20 protein-coding genes and 1 riboswitch are annotated in these 19,612 nt (G+C 69.2%); of the genes, 6 read left to right on the top strand and 14 right to left on the bottom strand.

What is annotated here, in order from left to right:
* Positions 1–26: 26 nt before the first annotated feature.
* The 7 genes from KIT89_RS12010 to KIT89_RS11980 all read right to left on the bottom strand — a co-directional run bounded on the left by KIT89_RS12010 (position 27) and on the right by KIT89_RS11980 (position 6,274).
* The gene (locus KIT89_RS12010) at positions 27–917 is read right to left on the bottom strand and encodes a bifunctional methylenetetrahydrofolate dehydrogenase/methenyltetrahydrofolate cyclohydrolase (RefSeq protein WP_297601962.1); all 891 of its coding nucleotides are present in this window, start codon (positions 915–917) and stop codon (positions 27–29) included.
* Positions 918–919: 2 nt separating this feature from the next.
* Positions 920–2,197: a serine hydroxymethyltransferase gene (glyA, locus tag KIT89_RS12005; protein WP_297601960.1), complete on the bottom strand. Its 1,278-nt coding sequence runs from the start codon at positions 2,195–2,197 to the stop codon at positions 920–922.
* A gap of 42 nt (positions 2,198–2,239) precedes the next feature.
* A riboswitch (ZMP/ZTP riboswitch) is annotated at positions 2,240–2,323 on the bottom strand.
* Between the two features lie 62 nt (positions 2,324–2,385).
* Positions 2,386–2,691 carry a HigA family addiction module antitoxin gene (locus KIT89_RS12000; RefSeq protein ID WP_367275871.1) on the bottom strand — a complete coding sequence of 102 codons (306 nt, stop codon included), beginning with the start codon at positions 2,689–2,691 and terminating at the stop codon, positions 2,386–2,388.
* Entirely contained in the window at positions 2,691–2,969 is a 279-nt protein-coding gene (locus KIT89_RS11995) for a type II toxin-antitoxin system RelE/ParE family toxin (RefSeq protein WP_297601958.1), read from the bottom strand. The genes KIT89_RS12000 and KIT89_RS11995 overlap by 1 nt, the downstream gene beginning before the upstream one ends.
* A gap of 202 nt (positions 2,970–3,171) precedes the next feature.
* Positions 3,172–4,404 carry an MFS transporter gene (locus KIT89_RS11990; RefSeq protein ID WP_297601956.1) on the bottom strand — a complete coding sequence of 411 codons (1,233 nt, stop codon included), beginning with the start codon at positions 4,402–4,404 and terminating at the stop codon, positions 3,172–3,174.
* Between the two features lie 72 nt (positions 4,405–4,476).
* Positions 4,477–5,658 carry an MFS transporter gene (locus tag KIT89_RS11985; protein ID WP_297601955.1) on the bottom strand — a complete coding sequence of 394 codons (1,182 nt, stop codon included), beginning with the start codon at positions 5,656–5,658 and terminating at the stop codon, positions 4,477–4,479.
* Positions 5,659–5,710: 52 nt separating this feature from the next.
* A complete protein-coding gene (locus tag KIT89_RS11980) occupies positions 5,711–6,274 on the bottom strand; it encodes a TetR/AcrR family transcriptional regulator (protein WP_297601953.1) in 564 nt (187 codons plus the stop codon).
* A 61-nt stretch (positions 6,275–6,335) separates the two neighbouring features.
* Between KIT89_RS11980 and KIT89_RS11975 the strand changes: the two genes are divergently transcribed.
* The 3 genes from KIT89_RS11975 to nagA are packed head-to-tail and all read left to right on the top strand — an operon-like array spanning position 6,336 to position 8,847.
* Complete coding sequence (locus KIT89_RS11975) at positions 6,336–6,791, top strand: DUF2867 domain-containing protein (RefSeq protein WP_297601951.1); 456 nt, start codon at positions 6,336–6,338, stop codon at positions 6,789–6,791.
* 9 nt (positions 6,792–6,800) lie between these two features.
* A complete protein-coding gene (gene purU / locus KIT89_RS11970) occupies positions 6,801–7,658 on the top strand; it encodes a formyltetrahydrofolate deformylase (RefSeq protein WP_297601949.1) in 858 nt (285 codons plus the stop codon).
* 28 nt (positions 7,659–7,686) lie between these two features.
* The gene (gene nagA / locus KIT89_RS11965; RefSeq protein WP_297601947.1) at positions 7,687–8,847 is read left to right on the top strand and encodes an N-acetylglucosamine-6-phosphate deacetylase; all 1,161 of its coding nucleotides are present in this window, start codon (positions 7,687–7,689) and stop codon (positions 8,845–8,847) included.
* Here nagA and KIT89_RS11960 read toward each other — a convergent pair.
* The 7 genes from KIT89_RS11960 to KIT89_RS11930 form a co-directional block, all read right to left on the bottom strand.
* Positions 8,844–9,644, bottom strand: a complete 801-nt coding sequence (locus KIT89_RS11960; RefSeq protein ID WP_297601945.1) for a glucosamine-6-phosphate deaminase — start codon at positions 9,642–9,644, stop codon at positions 8,844–8,846. The two genes, nagA and KIT89_RS11960, sit on opposite strands and share 4 nt — an antisense overlap.
* Positions 9,641–10,612 (bottom strand): ROK family protein, encoded by a 972-nt coding sequence (locus KIT89_RS11955; protein WP_297601943.1) that lies wholly within the window; start codon positions 10,610–10,612, stop codon positions 9,641–9,643. The genes KIT89_RS11960 and KIT89_RS11955 overlap by 4 nt, the downstream gene beginning before the upstream one ends.
* Positions 10,609–12,087, bottom strand: coding sequence for a glycoside hydrolase family 3 N-terminal domain-containing protein (locus KIT89_RS11950; RefSeq protein ID WP_297601941.1), 1,479 nt, complete (start codon positions 12,085–12,087; stop codon positions 10,609–10,611). Before KIT89_RS11950 ends, KIT89_RS11955 begins: the two co-directional genes overlap by 4 nt.
* On the bottom strand, positions 12,084–12,938 hold the full coding sequence (locus KIT89_RS11945; protein WP_297601939.1) for a carbohydrate ABC transporter permease: 855 nt from the start codon (positions 12,936–12,938) through the stop codon (positions 12,084–12,086). Before KIT89_RS11945 ends, KIT89_RS11950 begins: the two co-directional genes overlap by 4 nt.
* Entirely contained in the window at positions 12,935–13,861 is a 927-nt protein-coding gene (locus KIT89_RS11940) for a carbohydrate ABC transporter permease (protein WP_297601937.1), read from the bottom strand. Before KIT89_RS11940 ends, KIT89_RS11945 begins: the two co-directional genes overlap by 4 nt.
* A 107-nt stretch (positions 13,862–13,968) precedes the next feature.
* Positions 13,969–15,228, bottom strand: a complete 1,260-nt coding sequence (locus tag KIT89_RS11935; protein ID WP_297601936.1) for an extracellular solute-binding protein — start codon at positions 15,226–15,228, stop codon at positions 13,969–13,971.
* A gap of 68 nt (positions 15,229–15,296) precedes the next feature.
* A complete protein-coding gene (locus KIT89_RS11930; RefSeq protein WP_297601934.1) occupies positions 15,297–16,439 on the bottom strand; it encodes an ROK family transcriptional regulator in 1,143 nt (380 codons plus the stop codon).
* A 198-nt stretch (positions 16,440–16,637) separates the two neighbouring features.
* On the opposite strand from KIT89_RS11930, the gene KIT89_RS11925 reads away from it, so the two are divergent.
* The 3 genes from KIT89_RS11925 to KIT89_RS11915 are packed head-to-tail and all read left to right on the top strand — an operon-like array spanning position 16,638 to position 19,472.
* Positions 16,638–17,072 (top strand): hypothetical protein, encoded by a 435-nt coding sequence (locus KIT89_RS11925; RefSeq protein WP_297601932.1) that lies wholly within the window; start codon positions 16,638–16,640, stop codon positions 17,070–17,072.
* Positions 17,056–17,991 carry an FAD:protein FMN transferase gene (locus tag KIT89_RS11920; protein WP_297601930.1) on the top strand — a complete coding sequence of 312 codons (936 nt, stop codon included), beginning with the start codon at positions 17,056–17,058 and terminating at the stop codon, positions 17,989–17,991. Before KIT89_RS11925 ends, KIT89_RS11920 begins: the two co-directional genes overlap by 17 nt.
* Positions 17,988–19,472: an FAD-dependent oxidoreductase gene (locus KIT89_RS11915; RefSeq protein WP_297601928.1), complete on the top strand. Its 1,485-nt coding sequence runs from the start codon at positions 17,988–17,990 to the stop codon at positions 19,470–19,472. Before KIT89_RS11920 ends, KIT89_RS11915 begins: the two co-directional genes overlap by 4 nt.
* Positions 19,473–19,612 lie beyond the last annotated feature (140 nt).

The following is a 19,612-nucleotide window of genomic DNA, read 5'->3' as shown; positions in this document are numbered from 1 at the left end:
GGGTAGCGAACGGGGGCTGGTGCGGTCTAGCGGGTGGCGCGCTCCGCCGTCTCGACGACGTTGGCGAGCAGGAGGGCTCGCGTCATGGGGCCGACGCCGCCGGGGTTCGGCGAGATCCACGACGCGACCGTCGCGACGTCGTCGGCCACGTCGCCCGCAATGCGCGAGACGCCAGTGTCGGGGTCGACGAGCCGCGAGACGCCGACGTCGAGCACGATCGCGCCGGGCTTGACGTCGGCGGCCTTCACGATGCCGGGCACGCCGGCCGCGGCGACGATGACGTCGGCCCGACGCAAGTGCGATGCGAGATCGGTCGTGCCCGTGTGTGTCAGCGTGACGGTCGCGTTGTACTCGCGCCGCGTCAGCAGCGAGCCGATGGCCCGACCGACCGTGACGCCGCGCCCGATCACGACCACGTCTTTGCCGGCCCACGACAGCCCGTGGCGTTCGACGAGCTCGATGACGCCGCGCGGCGTGCACGGCAGCGGCGTGTCGATCGGCCGATCGACGCGCAGTACGAGGCGGCCCAGGTTGGTGGGGTGCAGCCCGTCGGCATCTTTGTCGGGATGCAAGCGCTCGAGAATCGCGTCGGTGTCGAGGTGCTTCGGCAGGGGCAGCTGCACGATGAAGCCCGTCACCGTGGGGTCGGCGTTCAACTCGTCGATGACGGATTCGAGCTCAGCTTGCGTGGTGGTGTCAGGCAGGTCGCGACGGATCGACGCGATGCCGACCTCGGCGCAGTCTTTGTGCTTGCCTGCCACGTACCACTGCGAGCCGGGGTCGTCGCCGACGAGCACGGTCGCGAGGCCCGGCACGATGCCGCGCTCGCGCAAGGCGGCGACGCGCAGCGTGAGCTCGGCCTTGATCGCCGCCGCAGTGGCCGAGCCGTCGAGGCGCTGCGCTGTCGAAGCGCTCATGGCTACAGCCCCGGGTAGAGCGGAAACGCGGTCGTGAGCGTCTCGACCCGCGCACGCAATGCCGCGATGTCGGGCTGCGGCATGAGCGCGTGCGCGATGATGTCGGCGACCTCGGTGAACTCTTCGTCGCCGAAGCCGCGCGTGGCGAGCGCGGGCGTGCCGATGCGCACCCCACTCGTCACCATCGGAGGCCGCGGGTCGAAGGGCACCGAGTTGCGGTTGACCGTGATGCCGACCTCGTGCAGCACGTCTTCGGCCTGTTTGCCGTCGAGCTCGCTCGTGCGCAGGTCGACGAGCGCGAGGTGCACATCGGTGCCGCCCGTGAGCACGTCGACGCCGGCGGCGCGCGCGTCGTCTGAGGTGAGCCGATCGGCGAGGATGCTCGCACCCCGCACCGTGCGCTGCTGACGGTCGGCGAACTCGGGTGACGCGGCGAGCTTGAACGCCACGGCCTTGGCCGCGATGACGTGCATGAGCGGCCCGCCCTGCTGGCCGGGGAACACGGCCGAGTTGAGCTTCTTGAACAGGTCTTCGTTGTTGCTGAGAATCACACCGGAGCGCGGGCCCGCGAGGGTCTTGTGCACGGTCGAGCTCACGACGTCGGCGAAGGGAACCGGGTTGGGGTGCAATCCGGTGGCGACGAGCCCGGCGAAGTGCGCCATGTCGACCCACAGGGTTGCACCGACCTCGTCGGCGATCGAACGGAAGGCTGCGAAGTCGAGCTGGCGGGGGTACGCCGACCAGCCTGCGATGATGACTCGAGGCTTGTGCTCGAGGGCGGCGTCGCGTACAGCATCCATGTCGATGAGCATCGTCTCGGGATTCACGCCGTAGCTGACCGCGTTGTAGAGGCGGCCCGAGAAGTTGAGCTTCATGCCGTGCGTGAGGTGCCCACCGTGGGCGAGTTCGAGGCCGAGGATCGTGTCGCCGGCGCTTGCGATCGCATGCAGCACTGCGGCGTTGGCTGTGGCGCCCGAGTGCGGTTGCACGTTGGCGAACTCGGCACCGAAGAGCGACTTCGCGCGCTCGATGGCGAGGCTCTCGGCGATGTCGACGAACTCGCAGCCGCCGTAGTAGCGCTTGCCGGGGTAGCCCTCGGCGTACTTGTTCGTGAGCACCGAGCCCTGCGCCTCGAGCACCGCGCGCGGCACGAAGTTCTCGCTCGCGATCATCTCGAGGGTGTGGCGCTGGCGGCTGAGCTCTTGATCGAGCACGGCGGCGATCTCGGGGTCGACGTCGACGAGCGCGTCGTTGAATGAAGAAGGCAGTCGATCAGACACGGAGGGCTCCTTGGGCTCGGCCGGACTCGCCGGCGGGTGTGCGTTTGGGGCCCAGGCGTACGGCCCCACACCGTGTCAGTCGCTTCCTGATGGTGACCCATCTGAACGCCAGTCGCGACAGAGCCAGTCTACCGCGGCGTGCCTGCGGGCGCGCGGTCAGGTCGCAGTTCGGGATGCTCGCTTTGCGGTCAGGATGCGGCGAGCCACAGCGGGCGCACGCGCGCAAGGTCGAGGGTTTGGCGCGCGAGCCACAGGTCGTGAGCATCCTGCATCGCTAACCAGCTCTCGGCACTGCGGCCGACTGCCTTCGACAGCCGCAGTGCCATTTCGGGCGTCACGCGGCTGGTGCCCTTGAGCATTCGGCTCAGGGTCGAGGGCGAGACGTCGAGCTGAGCAGCGAGCTCACGCCCGCTCACGCCGAACGGCTCGAGGTAGACAGTGGCGAGGAACTCGCCGGGGTGCGGCGGGTTGTGCATGGGGGTCAGCTCATCCATCAGTGGTAGTCCTCGTAGTCCAGAACGTAGGCGTTTCCGTCGCGAAACTCGAACGTCACTCTCCAGTTGCCGCTCACGGTGATCGACCAGCGCCCGGCCATCCCGCCCTTGAGCGGGTGGAGTCGGAAGCCCGGGATGCTCATGTCATCGATCGTCTGTGCCGAGTCGAGCGCGGCCAGTTGCATGCGCAGCTTCGGTACGTGGTTCGGTTGCACTCCTGCGGCACTGCCCGTCTCGAACAACAAGTGCAAGACCTTGTGTCGGAAGGACTTGATCACGATGGTAGCGTACCGCGTTGCGCATCACGCAACACACTCGTGGGATTGTTCATGTCGAGTCGGCTCCTTGCCTGTGCTGGGTGAGCAAGCGGCAAGTGTGGCCAAGCTCACTCGAGAACGCCCGCCATCGTCCACAACCTGACGTCGTCGATCGCAGGTCGGGGACGACGCGCCGGGCGAATGCCGCGGCAGCTCGCGCGACCTACGGCGAATCGTTCCTCACGACCGGGATAGGTCTCGTCACGAGCGGCACGCCGCGCGCCCGGCGCCTCGCCTCCATGACGAGCAGTGCGACGATCGCGAGCCCGAGCGCCCCGGCCTCGACCCAGGGCAACCACAACGTTCCGGACAGCGCGAACAGCCCAGCGCCGATCGCCGCTCCGCCGCCGATGCCGATATTGAAGGCCGTCGTGAGCAGAGCAGAGCCGACGTCGCGCACGTTGGGAGAGGCGACCTGCAGCAAGCGCGTCTGCAGCAGGGTCGGCAGCCCGCCGAAGGCTGCGCCCCACACGATGAATGCGAACACCACCACGAGGGGCACCCCGGCGAAAAGCGCCAAGACGCTCACGGCGAGGATGACGGTGGCGAGCATCCCATAGAGGCCGCCTCGGGGGTACCGGCTGCCGACCACTCCGGCCAGCACGAGGCCGATCGCGCCCGCTCCCCCGTAGAGAAAGAGCAAGACGCTGAGCGCCTCGGGCGCGAACCCTGCGGTGTCGAGCACGAAGGGTGCGATGTAGGTGTAGAACACGTTGTGGCCGGTCATGATGATGACGACGAGCAGGCACACGAACAGCACCGAGGGCATGGTCGGGTCTCGGCGCACCGAGAGGCGAATCTCTCCCGTCGCGAGTGAGATGCGGTGGTCGACGGCGGGCAAGAACTTGATGACGAGCGCGGCGATGACGATGACGAGCGCCGCAATGACACCGAACGCTGCCCGCCAGCCCAGCGCGAGGCCGAGCGCGGTGCCGAGGGGCACTCCGAGCACGAACGCGGTCGTGCCGCCGGCGCTCGTGACGGCGACGGCGCGAGCGAGCTGATGGCGCGGCACGAGATGGCCGGCGTAGGCGCCCGCGATCGCCCAGAAGAGTCCGTGCGCGAGACCGCCGAGCACGCGCGAGCCGACGAGCATCTCATAGTTGGGCGCGATCGCGGCGAGCACGTTGGCGAGGGCGAACACCGCGAGCACGACGAGCAGCAGGCTCTTGCGCGAGTACTGCCGCGTGAGCGCCGCGAGCGGCGCAGCCGACACCACCACGGTGCCGGCGAAGATCGTGATGAGCAGGCCGATCTGCGACTGCGTCACCCCGAGGTCGCTCGCCATGGCGGGCAGCAGCCCGGTGGGCAAGAACTCGCTCGTGACGAGCAGAAAGATGGCGATGGCGAGGGTGATGAGCCCCACCCACGGAAACGGGCGGTCTGCAGACGTCATGACGAGAAGAGCTTTCGCGGTCAGCGAGACGCCGCTGACGAGCACGGTGACCCCGAGACGGGAATCCGCCGTCTACGTTACCGCCACTCGTCGCCGCGTCGGGATGCTCACGAGCACCATCACGAGCGCGACGACCAGACACGCGGTGGTGACGAGCGGTAGCGCGGCTAGCGACCACGTCTCGAGCACCAGGCCGCCCGCGAGTGCGCCGCCGCCGATGCCGACGTTGAACGCCACTGTCAACCACGCCGAACCAATGTCGCGCAGTGACTCTGAGGCAGTGCGCAGCAGTCGCGCCTGGAAGATGATGGGCACACCGCCGAGGAAGGCGCTCCACAGCACGAGAAACACGATGACGGCAGGCGGCACAGCGGCGAACGCCGAGACGGCCGTGACTGAGACGATGACACCGACGAGCAGAACGGGCAAGAGCCCGCGCGGGAATCGATCGCCGAGCACGCCCGCGGCGGCGACCCCGACGGCTCCTGCCGCGCCGAAGAGCAGCAGCACCCCCGCGACACTCGCCGGCGCGAAACCGGCGACGCCGATGACCCACGGGGCGATGTAGGTGTAGAACGTCGCGTGCCCGAGGGTGACGAGCGCCACCGTGACGCACAACACGATGACCGGCCAGAACGTCGCGTCGCGAAAGGCGCGGGCCCGAACGACGGGCGCTGCGGGGTCGGGCGCCGAACGGCGCTCGACGGGGGGCAACACGATCGCGACGGCGAGGGCGATCACGACGACGACCACGGCGATGACCGCGAACGAGCTGCGCCAGCCGACGGCGACCCCCAGCAGCGTGCCGAGGGGAACACCGGCGATGGAGGCGAGGGTGGCTCCCGACGTGGCGATGGCGACGGCGCTCGCCAGCCGCTCGGGTGCGACGAGTCGTGCCGCGTAGGGCGAGACGACGGCCCAGAACACCCCGTGAGCGGCACCGCCCAGCACTCGAGAGACGAGCAGTACGGCATAGCCGGGTGCGATCGCAGCGAGCAGATTCGCGAGCGCAAAGACGGCGAGCAACACGAGCAGCAGGCTCTTGCGCGGCAGTGCTCGAGTGACGTGCACGAGCGGCGCCGTCGCCACGACCACGGTGCCCGCGAACACTGTCACGAGCATGCCGATCTGCGCTTCTGTGACGCCCAGCTCGTTCGCCATCTGCGGCAATAGACCAATCGGCAAGAACTCGCTCGTCACCGCGACGAAGATGGCGGCAGACAGCAGCAGCAGAGATGACCAGGGCAGTCGCACGCGCTCAGCGTAGCGCCGTGAATGGCCCTTGTCGGCAGGGCGATGCCTGCCCCTAGGGGGCAGTGGTCGTCATCGCGAGAGCCGTGGCGGTCAAGGCGTCACTCTCGATGCCGTCGAGCGCGTACCCCGCGACGACGGTGAGCTGCTGCAGACCGACAACTGCGGCGAGCGCGATGGCTGATCGACGGCGGGCTTCGTCGGTGTCGAACCCCAGCTCGCCAAGCGTGGTGGCGAGGTAGTCGATGCGTCGTCGAGAGACGCGACCCACGATGTCACCGACCCCCTCGTCGTTCGCGCTTGCATAGAGCGTGGTTTCACCACGGCGCCGCGATGCGTCGGCGGCGACCGCAGAGAACAGCAGCCGCAACCGCGACAGAGCATCACCGCCATGCTCGGCCGCCGCGATCATCGCTTCGGTCTGCTCGGCCTCCCAGCGCGCCATCACCGCATCGACCAGCGCCCTGCGGTTGCTGAAGTGCCAGTAGAACGAGCCTTTCGTCGTAGCGATGTCGCGAGCGAGCAGTTCTACTCTCACGTCGCGAAGGCCCCCCGACTGAAATCTGGCGTACGCGGCATCGACCCATGTTTCTCGCGCACCGATCGTTGCTGTACTCACTCACCATACGCTACCGTATGGGGACGCCGCGTACGGTGGCGTGTGGAAGGGTTTTGCGCTCATGCAACCGGTGTTTCGCTCTCTTGTCTTCGTCGACCTGCCCGCGCCCGACTACGCCGACATGTCGATCATTGCCCTCCCGCCCGGCGCCCCCATCGACCCCGCGCTCTGGGCACGAACCGTCTTCAGCGCGCGCAGCATGCCCCTATGGGTTCGGGCTGCATTCGCCCTGAGAGAGCTCATGGCGCCCCTCATCGGAGTGCCGCGAGGTTCGCGCGATGTCTTCGACGTGCGCGCCGTGCACGGTGAAGAAGCCCTGCTGAGCATCGACGATCGTCACCTCGACTTCAGAGTTGGAGTCGGAGTCGACCCTGAGTCGCGGCTCGTGCGAGTCGTCACCGCCGTGCGGTTGAAAGGCTGGCGGGGTCGTGTCTATTTCTGGCCGGTCAGGCTAGGTCACCCGCTGGTCGTCGACGCGATGCTCGAGCGCGCAAGAAGGCGCCTCGCCGCGGCATAGGCTGAGCAGGTGAGCGAGACCCCCCACCACTGGATCGTGACGATCGTCTGCGACGACCGACCGGGCATCGTGCACGCGGTCACCGGTGCGATCGTCGCCGCCGACGGCAACATCACCGAGCTGCAGCAGTTCTCGAGCCTCGACTCTGGTCGATTCTTCTTGCGGCTGCAGACCGAGACGGTCGCCGACCACGATGAGCTTCGAGCGGCACTCGATGGCGTGATCGAGCGCTACGGCATGGAATGCCGCATCGACCTCGTCGGTCGGCCCCTGCGCACCCTCGTGCTCGTCTCGAAGGCAGCGCACTGCCTCAACGACCTGCTCTTCCGCCACCGCAGCGGCCACCTGCCGATCGAGGTGCCGCTCGTGCTCGGCAACCACCCCGACCTCGCCGAGCTGGCTGCCTTCTACAGCATCCCGTTCGAGTCGCACGCGGTGACGAACCCCGACGAGAAGGCGGCGTTCGAGCAGCGCATTCTCGAGGTCGTCGCCGAGTTCGACATCGAGCTCGTCGTGCTGGCGCGCTACATGCAGATCTTCTCGCCCGAATTGTGCGACGCGCTCGCGGGGCGCGCGATCAACATCCATCACTCGTTCTTGCCAGGGTTCAAGGGCGCCAACCCTTACAAGCGCGCCCACGCCCGAGGCGTCAAGCTCATCGGGGCCACCGCCCACTTCGTCACGAGCGACCTCGACGAGGGCCCCATCATCGAGCAGAACGTCGTGCGGGTCGACCACTCGCGCTCGCCCGAAGAGCTCGTCGTCATCGGCCGTGACGAAGAGAGCCGCACCCTGAGCCAAGCGGTGCGCTGGTTCGCCGAAGACCGCGTCCTGCTCGATGGCCAGCGCACCATCATCTTCCACTGACCCGTTCGCCGACCCGAAGGGCAGCCCCATGACCACCCTGCTCACTGGCGCTCGACTGCTCGACGCCGACGGTTCCCGCCCTGGCTGGGTTCTGCTCGACGGCGACCGCATCGCGGCGACCGGCCTCACCGACGTGGATGCCCTGCCGCACGCCACGACCACGCTCGAGCTGCGCGGCCGCACGATCACACCAGGCTTCATCGACCTGCACGGCCACGGGGGCGGCGGTGCCGCCTACGACAACGGCCCCGACGAGATTCGCCAGGCCCTCGCCACCCACCGCGCGCACGGCACCACTCGATCGGTGATCTCGCTCGTCGCCAACCCGATCGACGATGTCGTCGCGAGCCTCGGAGTGGTCGCCTCGCTCACCGAGAGCGACCCGACTGTCGTCGGGGCGCACCTCGAAGGCCCGTTCCTCGCCATCGGGCGCCGGGGGGCGCACTCGCCCGAGTTCTTGCGCGAACCTGATCGTGAGACCGTCGCCGCTCTCATCGAAGCGGGTGACGGGTGCATTCGGCAGGTGACGATCGCCCCCGAACTGCCGGGGGCGCTCGAGGCGGTTCGGCAGTTCGTCGACGCCGGCATCGTGGTCGCGGTCGGGCACACCGAGGCCGATGAGCACCTCGCGCGCGCGGCCTTCGATGCCGGTGCGACACTCGTGACGCACATCTTCAACGCCATGCCGGGCATCCACCACCGAGACCCGGGGCCGATCGTGGCCGGCTTCGACGACGATCGTGTGACGCTCGAGCTCGTCGCCGATGGCGTGCACGTGCACCCCTCGGTCGTGCAGATGACGTTCAGGGCCGCACCCCACCGCGTGGCGCTCGTGACCGACGCGATGGCCGCTGCCGGCGGCGCCGATGGCTACTACCGCCTCGGTTCGCTCAACGTCGAGGTGCGCGCAGGCATCGCGCACCTCGCGGGCACGTCGACCATCGCAGGGTCGACGCTCACGCAAGACGCAGCGCTGCGCACGGCGATCGTGGTTGCCGGGGTCGATGAAGAGCGCGCCGTCGAGGCGATGACCCTCACCCCCGCGTGCGTGCTCGGCCGCGACGACGAGTGGGGTCGGCTCGCCGTGGGCTACGCAGCCGACGTGGTGGTGCTCGACGACGACTGGAGGGTCGAGCGCGTCTGGGCCGCCGGCTCCGAGGCCGTCACCGAGCTGCCTGACAACGCCTAGAGCCCCTGCCAGCTCGGCTTGTGCGCCCACGCGTGCCGGTAGTAGTCGGCGAATCGCAAGCGGGCGGCCGCGGCCTCGTCGACGATGACGGTGACATGGCCGTGCAGCTGAATCGCCGACCCGGGCAGCGACGAGGTCACCGGCCCTTCGACGGCCGCGGCGAGTGCTTCTGCCTTCGCGTCGCCGAACGCGAGCAGCACGAGGTGTCGTGCGTCGAGAATCGTGCCGAGCCCCTGCGTGATGCAGTGCAACGGAACCTCGTCGATCGAGGCGAAGAACCGCGCATTGTCGAGCCGCGTCTGCTCGGTGAGCGTCTTCACGCGAGTGCGCGACGCGAACGACGACCCCGGCTCGTTGAATCCGATGTGGCCCGTGGCACCGATGCCGAGCAGTTGCAGGTCGACCCCGCCCGCCGCTGCGAGATCGGCCTCGTAGCGGTCGCCCGCTGCGGCGATCGAACTCTCGTCGGCGCGGTCGTCGATCTCGGGCACGTCGTCACCGGGAATCCTGACGCGTGAGGCGTCGAGCCCGAGCGGTGTGATGACCTCGCGCTCGATGACCGCACGATACGACTCAGGATGCCCGGCCGGCAGCCCCACGTACTCATCGAGTGCGAACCCGCGCACGTCGCGCAGCAGGGCCGCGTGGGGGCGCAGTGCCTCATACACGGGCAGCGGGGTGGACCCGGTGGCGAGGCCGAGCACTGCGTCGGCCCGCCGCCGCACGAGCCTGACGATCTCGTCGGCGACGAGCGCGCCCGCACGTGCACGGTCGTCGACGATGATGACCTCGGTCACGCGGGCACCGGCTCGTGCTCGAGGTGGGGGTGTGCGGTCGACCCGACGAGCGCTGCGCCGACGGCCGCGACGTCGACGTCGCGCGGCACGAGCAGCAGGCGCTCGCCGAGGTCGAGCGAGGCGAGAAACGGCGAGGTGCGCGCATCGGCGGCGAGCCGCGCGCGCACCCCGCCCAGCAACGGCGCACCGAGAGAGCTCAGGCCTCCCCCGATGACGACCGCGTCGACGTCGACCGTGAGCACCAGAATGCGCACGGCCGCCGCGATGTTGTCGACGATGCGCTCGGCTGCGCGCACCGCTGCCGCGTCGCCCGCTTCGGCTGCCGCGAACAGCTCGCCCGCGCGCGGGGCGCGGCCGTCGACCGACCCTTCGGGCCACAGGCGGGCGAGTGCCGACCCCGAGGCGAGAGTCTCGAGGCACCCCCGCTGACCGCACGCGCACACGTCGCCGCTCGGGTCGACGGGAATGTGCCCGATCTCTCCGGCGACTCCGCGCGCGCCGCGCCACAGTGCGCCGTCGAGCACGAGCCCGGCGGCGAGCCCCGTGCCGAGGTTCAGATACGCGAGCGACCGCGACTCTCGTCGAGCCACGAGGTGATGGGCGCCGAGCGCCGCGGCGTTGACGTCGTTCTCGACGTGCACGGGCCGGCCGAGCCGCTCGGCGAGGCGCGGGCCGAGGTCGAGCGAGTCGACCCCGAGGTTGACGGCGTGAGAGACGTGGCCGGTCTGACTGTCGACGCGGCCGGGTATTCCGATGCCGACGGTGGCGAAGTCGAGGGGGGCGATGCCGCGCAGCTCGGCGAGCCGCTCGACGGCCGCGACGGCGGTGGCCACGACCTGCTCGGGCCCGAAGCCCGTCGGGCTGCGCCACTGCTCGACGACCGAGCCCCCCGCGTCGAGCACCACTCCGTGGGTCTTCGTGCCGCCGATGTCGACTCCCACGCGCTCGGGGCTTCGCACCGCGCTCATGCCGTGCCGCCCGCGAGTGCGTCGAGCGTGGCGAGCAGCGCCGCGCCCATGGCGCGCGAGGCTCCCCACGTGGTCACGTCGACCTCGAGGGCGGCGGCGTCTGGCCAGCCCATCTCGACGACGATCGTGTCGGTGCGGTGCTGTCGCAATCGCTCGACCGCGGCGATCGTCCAGGCATGACGGTGGATGCCCTGCCCCACCACCACGAGCTGCGCATCGCTCGGCACCTCGAGCAGCAGCGCGTCGACGGCGGCGAGGTCGTGCACGCCGCGCACGTCTGCGCCGGCAGCCGCCGGGCCCCACGGGGCGACGCCGACGGCGATGTTCGCCACCGTCTGCAGGGCGACGAGCACCCTCTCGGCACCGACGACGGTGCCGGGCAGCACATCGATCGCGCGCTGCAGCACTGCGCCGTCGAACTCGGGCTCGTCGTCGAGCGTGACCCACTCGGGCACCGGCAGCCGATCGGCGTGCGCGGCCGACGCCGTCGCGAGCGCGGCGACTCGGTCTGCCGCGTCGGCGAGACGAGCATCAGTCAGTGCACCGTTCGCGACCGCCTCAGCGACCGCCGCCTCGATGTCGTCGAGCTGCTCGGCGGTGGTGTCGGTGCCTAGGCAGAGCAGGTCGCTGCCGCCGGCGAGTGCGCGCACCGCGGCACGGGGAATGCCCGAGTCTGCACTCGCCCCCGCCATGTCGAGGGCATCGGTGACGATGAGCCCTCGAAAGCCCAGCTCGCCGCGCAGCACGCCCTGCAGCACCCGGCTCGAGAACGTCGCCACGTGGTCGGGGTCGATGTCGGGCAGCAGCATGTGTGAGGTCATGATGCTGCGCGCCTCGGCCGCGACCGCAGCGGCGAAGGGCACGAGCTCGCGGCCGCGCAGGGCCTCGAGCGAGCCGTGCACGACGGGCAGGGCGAGGTGCGAGTCGAGCTCGGTGTCGCCGTGGCCAGGAAAATGCTTGACGCACGCGGCGACGCCGGTCGATTGCAGGCCGCGCACCCAGGCCGCAGTATGCCGGGCGACGAGAGCGGGGTCGGCACCGAACGATCGCGTGCCGATGACCGGATTGCGGGGGTTCGAGTTGACGTCGGCGTCTGGGGCCAGATCGAGGTCGATGCCCACTCTCCGCAGCTCCCAGCCGACGATGCGGGCGACGTGCTCGGTGAAGGCCTCGTCGTCGAGACGGCCCAGCACGGCATTGCCGGGGTAGGGCGAGCCGACGTCGTAGTAGAGCCGTGTGACGTCGCCGCCCTCTTCATCGATCGCGATGATCGCGCGCGGATTGGCGGCGCGGATCTCGCCGACAAGGGCGGCCAGCTGGTGGCGCGAGACGATGTTGCCGCCGAAGATGCAGACACCGGCGAGCCCCGCGCGCAAGCGCCCAGACAGCCACTCGGGCAGCGAGGTTCCGGTGAAGCCGGGCAGCAGGGTCGCGGCGGCGAGAGCGCGCACCTGCGCGGTGCTGAGCGCGGTCATCCCTTCACCGCCCCGGCGACGAGCCCGCTCGTCATGCGCCCCTGCACGATGAGGAAGAAGATGATGACGGGGATGGCCATGAGCGTGGAGCCCGCCATGATCGCCGCCCAGTTGGTGGTCTGCGTCGCCTGCTGGAAGGTGCGCAGCCACACCGGCAGCGTCATCATCTCGGGTCGGCTCATGACGACGAGGGCGAGCAAGAACTCGTTCCAGGCCTGGATGAAGGCGAAGACGCCGGTGGCGACGAGACCGGGGGCCAGCAGCGGAAACGTGACTCGCCAGAACGCCTGCGTGCGAGTGCAGCCGTCGATCATGGCAGCCTCTTCGAGCTCGATCGGCACGCCGTTGACGAAGCCGCGCAGAGTCCAGATCGTGAAGGGCAGCACGGTGGCCACGTAGACGAGCGTGAGGCCGGCGATCGTGTTGAGCAACTGCCAGCCGTCGAGCACCCGGAAGGTCGAGACGATCATCGCCTCGCCCGGAATCATCTGGATCACGAGAATCGTCAGAATGAACGCCTTGCGCCCCCTGAAGCGAAACCGCGTCACGGCGAGCGCCGCCAAGAAGGCGAACAGCAGCGCGATCATGACCGTCAGCAGCGTCACCGCGAGCGAGTTGCCGAGCGCCGGAAGGAAGGGTGCGCGAGTGTCGCCGAAGAGCACGAGCTCGTAGTTGCGAAAGGTCAGCTCGTCTGGCCAGAAGTGCGGCACCGGCCCCCTGATGAGGTTGTTCGGCAGCAGGCTCGTGTTGACCATCCAGTAGACCGGAAACACGCTGCAGAGAAAGACCACCACCGCGATCGCACTCCAGATGACCGACCAGAGGCGTCGGCGCACGCGTGCTGGGCTCACAGTGTCTCCTCTTGAATCGACTTCTTCACGTAGTAGATCGAGATGGTCATCATGATGATGACCAAGATGACGGCGATCGCTCCGCCTGTTCCGAAGTCGCCCGTGCCGAGCGAGGTCTGAAAGATGTACACGCCGATCGTGCTCGTCTGCTCTCGAATGCCGCCGATGCCCTGCAGGGCGTAGATCTGCGTGAAGACCCTGAGATCCCAGATGATCTGCAAGATGGTGATGACGACGAAGATCGACTTGAGGTACGGAAAGACGATGAGGCGAAAGCGGTTGACGGCACCCGCGCCGTCGAGCTGAGCAGCCTCGAGCACCTCGTCTGGCACTTGCGTGAGGCCCGCATAGACCGTGAAGGCCACGAACGGCACACTCTGCCAGGTGATGATCATGGTGGCGACACCGAAGAAGCTCAGGGGCTCGATCAGCCACGAGTGGCCGATCAGGTCGACGCCGGGCACTTGGCTGAGCACATAGTTGATGACCCCGTACTGGGTGTCGAACATCCAGCCCCAGACCACGACGGCGGTGAGGGCAGGCATCGCCCACGCGAGCAGCAGCCCCACCGAGACGAGCAGTCGAAAGAATTTGTGCAGTCGCATCATGAGCAGCGCGACGAGCGTGCCGAGCAGCATGGTGAGCACCACATTGACAGCGGCGAACAGGATGCTGCGCCCGAGCACCGCCCAGAAGAACGAGTCGCCCAGCACGTCGATGTAGTTCTGCAGGCCGACCCACTCGGGCGGCCGCCCGAACACCTGGGCCCGCCCGTACTCTTGGAACGAGATGATGATGAGCTGCACGAGCGGCCAGCCGATGATCGCGAGCAGCACGATGCCGGTGGGCACGAGCAGCATCGCGGGGGCGAGGGCTCCGCTGCGGCGACGGCGCGTGCCGACGGCGGTGGGTGCCAGGGCCATGACGGGTGTCTCCTTCTAGACTGGGCGAGTGCCGTCGCCGTCCTAGGGCGATGGTCACCGTCCGGTGGTGGCCAGGGCAAACTGGCCACCACCGGGTCGAGGTGCGACTAGTTCAGAATGTCGGCGATGCGGGCATCGACGGCGGCCGCGAGCGCGGCGACATCGCCGCCCTGCGCGATCTGAACGAAGAAGTCTTGCAGCACGCCGGCTGCTTCGACTTCGGCCCATGCGGGCGACGCGGGCGTCAGCTTGGCGTTGCTCGCCGCCGCCGAGATCGCCTGCGCGGTCGCGTCGGTGCCGATCGTGTCGCCGAGCGAGACGAGCGCGGGCACGAGGCCTGCCGCGCCCATGATCGACTGGTAGCCCTCGCTCAGCATGATCGCGAGCGCCTTCTTGGCGAGCTCGGGGTGCGCTGAGTTGGCCGAGACGGCGATGTTCGATCCGCCGGCGAAGACCTGCGCGGGCCCGCCGTCGAGGCCGGGGAGAGCGAAGACGCCGAGCGATGCTTCGCGCTCCGGGCACCCGGGAGCATCGGCGTCGGCGGGCGCGAGAATCGCCCACTTGAACCAGCTCGGCGCACTGAGGTGCCCGATCTCACCGGCGCAGAAGGGCACTTGCGCTTCGGCTTCGTTGCCGTCTTTCGGGGCGACAGAAGCGGTCGTCATGACCTCTTGCACCATCTGCAGGCCCGCGATCGACTCGGGGCTCGAGAGGCCGGCAACCCACTCGCCGCCCTCGAAGGTGGCGATGTCGCCGCCGTGCTCCCACACGTACGGCAGGGCGTTGTACCAGTCCTGGCCGGGGAAGTAGATGCCCGAGACTCCGGGCTTCGCCGCGGCGATGGCCTGACCGTTGGCGACGTACTCGTCGAGCGTCGTGGGCACGCTCAGGCCGAGCTCGTCGTAGAGCGCGGTGTCGTAGAACACCACGCGAGCGCCCGAGTAGTACGGCGCCGCGTAGAAGGCGCCATCATACGAGCCTGCCTCGACGAACCCGGGCAGCAGGTCGCTGCCGCCGAGCGAGGCGAAGTCGTCGGTCAGGTCGAGAAAGGCGCCTGCGCTCGTGAAGGCCGCCGCCTGCGTGTTGCCGACCTCGACGACGTCGGGGCTGTCGCTGCCCGAGAGGCTCGTCGTGAGCTTGTCGACGAGACCGCCCCACGCCTGCTCTTCGATGACCAGGGTGTTGCCGGGGTTCTCTGCCTCGAAGGTCTGCTTGAGATAGTCGCGGGCCTCTTGGGGGGTGTCGGTGCCGACGAGCCACACACGGATCTCTGCGCCAGTCGAAGCCTCGGGGGCTTCTGCTGTCGCACAGCCGGCGAGGGCGACGGCAGCCGCCGCGCCGAGCGCGACGATGCTGAGCTTCCTCATGCTGTGTTCCTTTCCTAGGGCGATGGTCTCCGGCGAACGCCGGCGTCCGGTGATGCGGGAGCCTCGTGCTACGAGACTCCGAGTCGCGCCGAGAGCACCATGACGGCGCTTCCGCGCATCACGATGTCTGCTCCGAGCGCGGTCATGCGCACCGTGAGCGCACCGTGGAATTGCTCCATCGTGCGGTCACGGAGGGTGTCGACCGTCGCCTGGGCGAGCGGTCCATCCAGCAGTTCTGCGGGGCCCGAGAGCACCACTTCGCTGAGGTCGAGGGCCCCGACGACGGGGGCGAGGGCGATGCCGAGGCGCTCGCCGGCTTGGCGCAGCACCTCGTCGCGGGGTTCACCCGCGCTGATGCGCGCCTGCAACCGCGGCACGGCGAGCCAGGTCTCGAGGCAGCCGCGCTTGCCGCACGCGCACGGCTCGCCTCCGTCGGTGCCGACGACGACGTGGCCGATCTCACCGGCCGCCGAACGCGGGCCGAAGTGCGGGGTGCCGTCGAGCAGAAGCCCGGCGCCGACGCCGTACCCGACCATGACGAGCATGAGGTCGCGCGATGCTCCGCCGAAGCCGAACTCGGCGAGCACGGCCGCATTGGCGTCATTGGCGACGATGACGGGTACCCCGAGCGCGAGCTGCAGGTCGCGCTGCAGCGCTTCGTTGCGCCAGCCGCGGTTCGGGGCGCTCAGCACCGTGCCATCGAGGTCGACGACGCCGGGGCTGCCGATGCCCACGCCGAGCACGGGGCGATCGGCGAGGGCGATGAGGGCCGTGGCGAGCTCGTGCACAGCGCGGGTCGCTGCGGCGCCGGTGAGGGCGCGAGCATCCACGTCGTGGCGATGCAGAATCGTGCCGTCGAGATCGAGCACGGCGCCGCGGAAGACGTCGGTGTCGCCGAGATCGAGGCCGACGATGCGGTGGCCGTCTCGGTGCAGGTCGAGCAGGGTCGCCGGCTTGCCCGGCCGGTTGCCGTCGACGCGCGTGCCGAGCTCGATGGCGAGCGACTCGTCGATGAGCTCGGCGACGAGGTCGCCGACGGTGACGCGCGTGAGTCGGGTCTCGCGGGCGAGGTCTGCCCGGCTGAGCGGACCGTTGCGGTAGAGGGTCTGCAAGACGAGCGATCGGTTGTGCGCGCGGGCCTGCTCGGGCAGCAGTTTGGTGCTGGGGCGCAGCGCCCGGCGCTGCCCGAAGCCGGCGACATCCGTTGTCATGTTTGTTAGTACACCTTACGAACAAACAAATTGCAAGTCTTCTCGGCGATCGGGGTGCGTGGGCACCAGCAAACCCCTCGAGCGCCCACAGCGAATATGCAACGAGAGACGCCAAGCTGAGTGGTGCACGAACGCACGCTGGGTGCCCTGCCCGGCCCGCTCTGCCCAGCGCACCGCAGACCGACATCAGGAGAACCCGTGACTCGCACCCTGACAGCGCGCGGCCGCACCACCGTGGCCCGCTTCGCCGCCCCCCTCGGGGCGACCACCGCCCTGCTCACCACCCTGACCGCGTGCTCGACCGCCGCCGAGGTGACCGAACCCGTCGACGAGAGCTACCGAGACGGCGTCTACCAGGCCAACGGAACCTACGAATCACCCAACGGCAGCGAGAACATCATCGTCGTGATCGAGCTCGAGAACGACGTCGTCACCGGCGTCGAGATCACGACAAACCCCAACAACCCGACCACGGCCAACTTTCAGAGCCTCTTCGCCGGCGGCATCGGCGACCTCATCATCGGCCAAGACATCGATGACCTCGATGTCACCGTCGTCGCCGGCTCATCGCTGACCAGCAACGGCTTCCGTGCCGCGCTCGACGCGATCAAGGCCGATGCCATCGAGCGCTGAGCCCGCCGCGCCGACGACGGTGAGCGCCACCGAGTTCGACGCCATCGGAGCGCCCTGGCGCATCGGGGTCGGGGGTGCCGGCACTCCGCGCGCCGACCTCGGCTCGCCGCTCGCCGCGCACGACCTCGACGCCGTGCTCGAGCGCATCGAGCAGTTCGACCGCGACTGGTCGAGGTTTCGCGACGACTCGCTCGTCACCCGCATCGCCCGCTCCGGCGGAACCCATCGGCTGCCGGCCGACGCCGGCCCGCTCATGGCGATCTACGAGCGACTCTTCGCCCTGACGGATGCTCGCCTGAGCCCCCTCGTCGGCGCCTCGCTCGAGCGGCTCGGCTACGACGCGACCTACCGCTTGCAGCCCTCGGGCGAGCCCGTCGCAGCGCCGCGCTGGAGCGACACGATCAGCCTGCGCCCGACTGCCGAGAGGCTCGAGCTCGACGCCATCACTCCGGTGATGCTCGACGTGGGAGCCGCCGGCAAGGGATACCTCGTCGACATCGTCGGCGACCTGCTCGCCGAGCGCGGCGTCACCGACACCCTCATCGACGCCAGTGGCGATGTGCGCGTGCGGGGTGAGCGCAGCATCCGGGTCGCGCTTGAGAGCCCCGTCGATGCGTCGAAGGCGATCGGCGTCGTCGACGTGCGCGACGCCGCAGTCTGCGCCTCGGCGATCACGCGGCGATCGTGGGGCGACGGCCTGCACCACATCGTCGATGCGGTGACCGGCAGGCCGACCGACGAGGTGCTCGCGACGTGGGTCGTGGCGGCGACCGCTCTCGAAGCCGATGCGCTGGCGACGGCGCTCTTCGTGACCGAACCGGCGCGCCTTGCCGCCGAGTTCGACCTGCAGTGGGTTCGATTGACCATCGACGGTCGCCTCGAGGCGAGCGCCAACTTCACCGGGGAGCTGTTCGCATGAGAGCACGACTGGATGCCGTGACCGGCCAGGTCAGCATGTACCGCCTGGCCACGATGACGCTCGTGGCCGTGCTCGCGCTCGCCGTCGTGCTCGCCTTTCTCGGCGCCATCGGTCCTGACCCCTATGCCATTCTGGGCACGCTCGGGGTCGTGCTCGTGGCGGCGCTCGGCGCCAACGAGGTCGCGGCACGGCTGGCACGAACGGTCGCCCACCGCGAGTCGAGCGTCATCACCGCGCTCATCGTCACGTGCCTCGTGCTGCCGAGCCTCACGACGGCAGGCCTCATCGCCGCGGCGGGCGCCGGGGTGATCGCAGCACTGTCGAAGTACCTCATCGTGTGGCGTGGTCGGCACATTCTGAACCCGGCTGCGGCGGGGGTGCTCATCACCGGAGTGATCGGCTACTACACTGGGCAGGCTGTCGGAGTGTGGTGGATCGCGACCCCGGCCCTGCTGCCGATCGTGGCCTTGGGTGCGCTGCTGCTGCTCGATCGAACCCGCCGCGTCGATGTCGGTCTCGTGTTCGTCGTGCTCGCGGTCATCATCGTCGGTGCGCGACTGGTCGCCACGGGCACCGATCCGTTCGGGGCGCTCACGACGGTGCTGCTGCTGCTGCCCGTGGTCTTTCTCGCCGGCTTCATGCTGAGCGAACCGCTGACGCTGCCACCCCTCCGCTGGCAGCAGTGGCTGACAGCGGCGGTCGTCGCCGTAGTCTTCTCGGTGCCGTTCAGCCTCGGGCCGATCTACACGTCGCCCGAGCTCGCACTCGTGGTCGGCAACCTCGTGGCCTTCGGCCTCTCGCGCCGCACCGGCTTCTCGGTGCGCGTGGGCGAGAGCCGCCCGCTCTCGCCCACGGCGACCGAGTGGCACTTCACCCCCTCGCGGCCACTGCGGTTCGACGCGGGGCAGTACCTCGAGCTGCACCTGCCGCACAAGGCCGACATCCGCGGCATGCGACGCACGTTCTCGATAGCGTCGGCTCCGCAGCTTGCGGCTTCACCTGCGCCCCGGCTCTCGATCGGCATGCGCACCCCCGAGGGCGGCAGCTCGTTCAAGGCCGCGCTCGCCGCGCTCGAGCCGGGCACCCGTATTGCCGCCACCCAGATCGCGGGCGACTTCACCTTGCCGCGCGATGCAAGCATCCCCCTCGTCATGCTCGCCGGCGGTATCGGCATGACCCCATTCGCCAGCCAGCTCGCCGACCTCACTGCTCGCGGCGAGCAGCGCGACATCGTCGTGATCGTCGTGCCGTCGAACGATGACGAGGTGCTCTACCGCGAGGTCATCGAGGCGGCGGGCGCGCGACTCGTCGTCATGCGGCGAGACGACATGACACCGGATGCCCTGCTCGCCGCCGTGCCCGACATCGCGTCGCGGCGGGCATTCGTGTCTGGGGCGCCCGGGCTGGTGTCTGCGGGCCGTTCTGCGCTGCGCCGGGCCGGGGCGAAGCGCGTCAAGACCGACTACTTCGCCGGGTACTGACGCGTCGACAACGGCCGCTCATCAGGGGTTTCGCCGTGCGCGAACCCTTGGCACTCTCGCATGCCGAGTGCTAACATTTCGGTAGTTGAGTCACACCGACTCAACTCTTGAACCCCGACCCGCCTGAGGCGGGCGACGTG

The sequence above is a fragment of the Microcella sp. genome (genome assembly GCF_025808395.1).
GTDB lineage: Bacteria > Actinomycetota > Actinomycetes > Actinomycetales > Microbacteriaceae > Microcella.
This window is presented reverse-complemented; position numbering and strand designations above follow the sequence as displayed.

Excerpts from the sequence above, each read along its gene's own strand:
- KIT89_RS12010 (WP_297601962.1), bottom strand. The coding sequence starts at position 917 with ATGAGCGCTTCGACAGCGCAGCGCCTCGACGGCTCGGCCACTGCGGCG.
- KIT89_RS12000 (WP_367275871.1), bottom strand. The coding sequence starts at position 2,691 with ATGGATGAGCTGACCCCCATGCACAACCCGCCGCACCCCGGCGAGTTC.
- KIT89_RS11990 (WP_297601956.1), bottom strand. The coding sequence starts at position 4,404 with ATGACGTCTGCAGACCGCCCGTTTCCGTGGGTGGGGCTCATCACCCTC.
- KIT89_RS11975 (WP_297601951.1), top strand. The coding sequence starts at position 6,336 with ATGCAACCGGTGTTTCGCTCTCTTGTCTTCGTCGACCTGCCCGCGCCC.
- nagA (WP_297601947.1), top strand. The coding sequence starts at position 7,687 with ATGACCACCCTGCTCACTGGCGCTCGACTGCTCGACGCCGACGGTTCC.
- KIT89_RS11955 (WP_297601943.1), bottom strand. The coding sequence starts at position 10,612 with ATGAGCGCGGTGCGAAGCCCCGAGCGCGTGGGAGTCGACATCGGCGGC.
- KIT89_RS11950 (WP_297601941.1), bottom strand. The coding sequence starts at position 12,087 with ATGACCGCGCTCAGCACCGCGCAGGTGCGCGCTCTCGCCGCCGCGACC.
- KIT89_RS11940 (WP_297601937.1), bottom strand. The coding sequence starts at position 13,861 with ATGGCCCTGGCACCCACCGCCGTCGGCACGCGCCGTCGCCGCAGCGGA.
- KIT89_RS11935 (WP_297601936.1), bottom strand. The coding sequence starts at position 15,228 with ATGAGGAAGCTCAGCATCGTCGCGCTCGGCGCGGCGGCTGCCGTCGCC.
- KIT89_RS11930 (WP_297601934.1), bottom strand. The coding sequence starts at position 16,439 with ATGACAACGGATGTCGCCGGCTTCGGGCAGCGCCGGGCGCTGCGCCCC.
- KIT89_RS11920 (WP_297601930.1), top strand. The coding sequence starts at position 17,056 with ATGCCATCGAGCGCTGAGCCCGCCGCGCCGACGACGGTGAGCGCCACC.
- KIT89_RS11915 (WP_297601928.1), top strand. The coding sequence starts at position 17,988 with ATGAGAGCACGACTGGATGCCGTGACCGGCCAGGTCAGCATGTACCGC.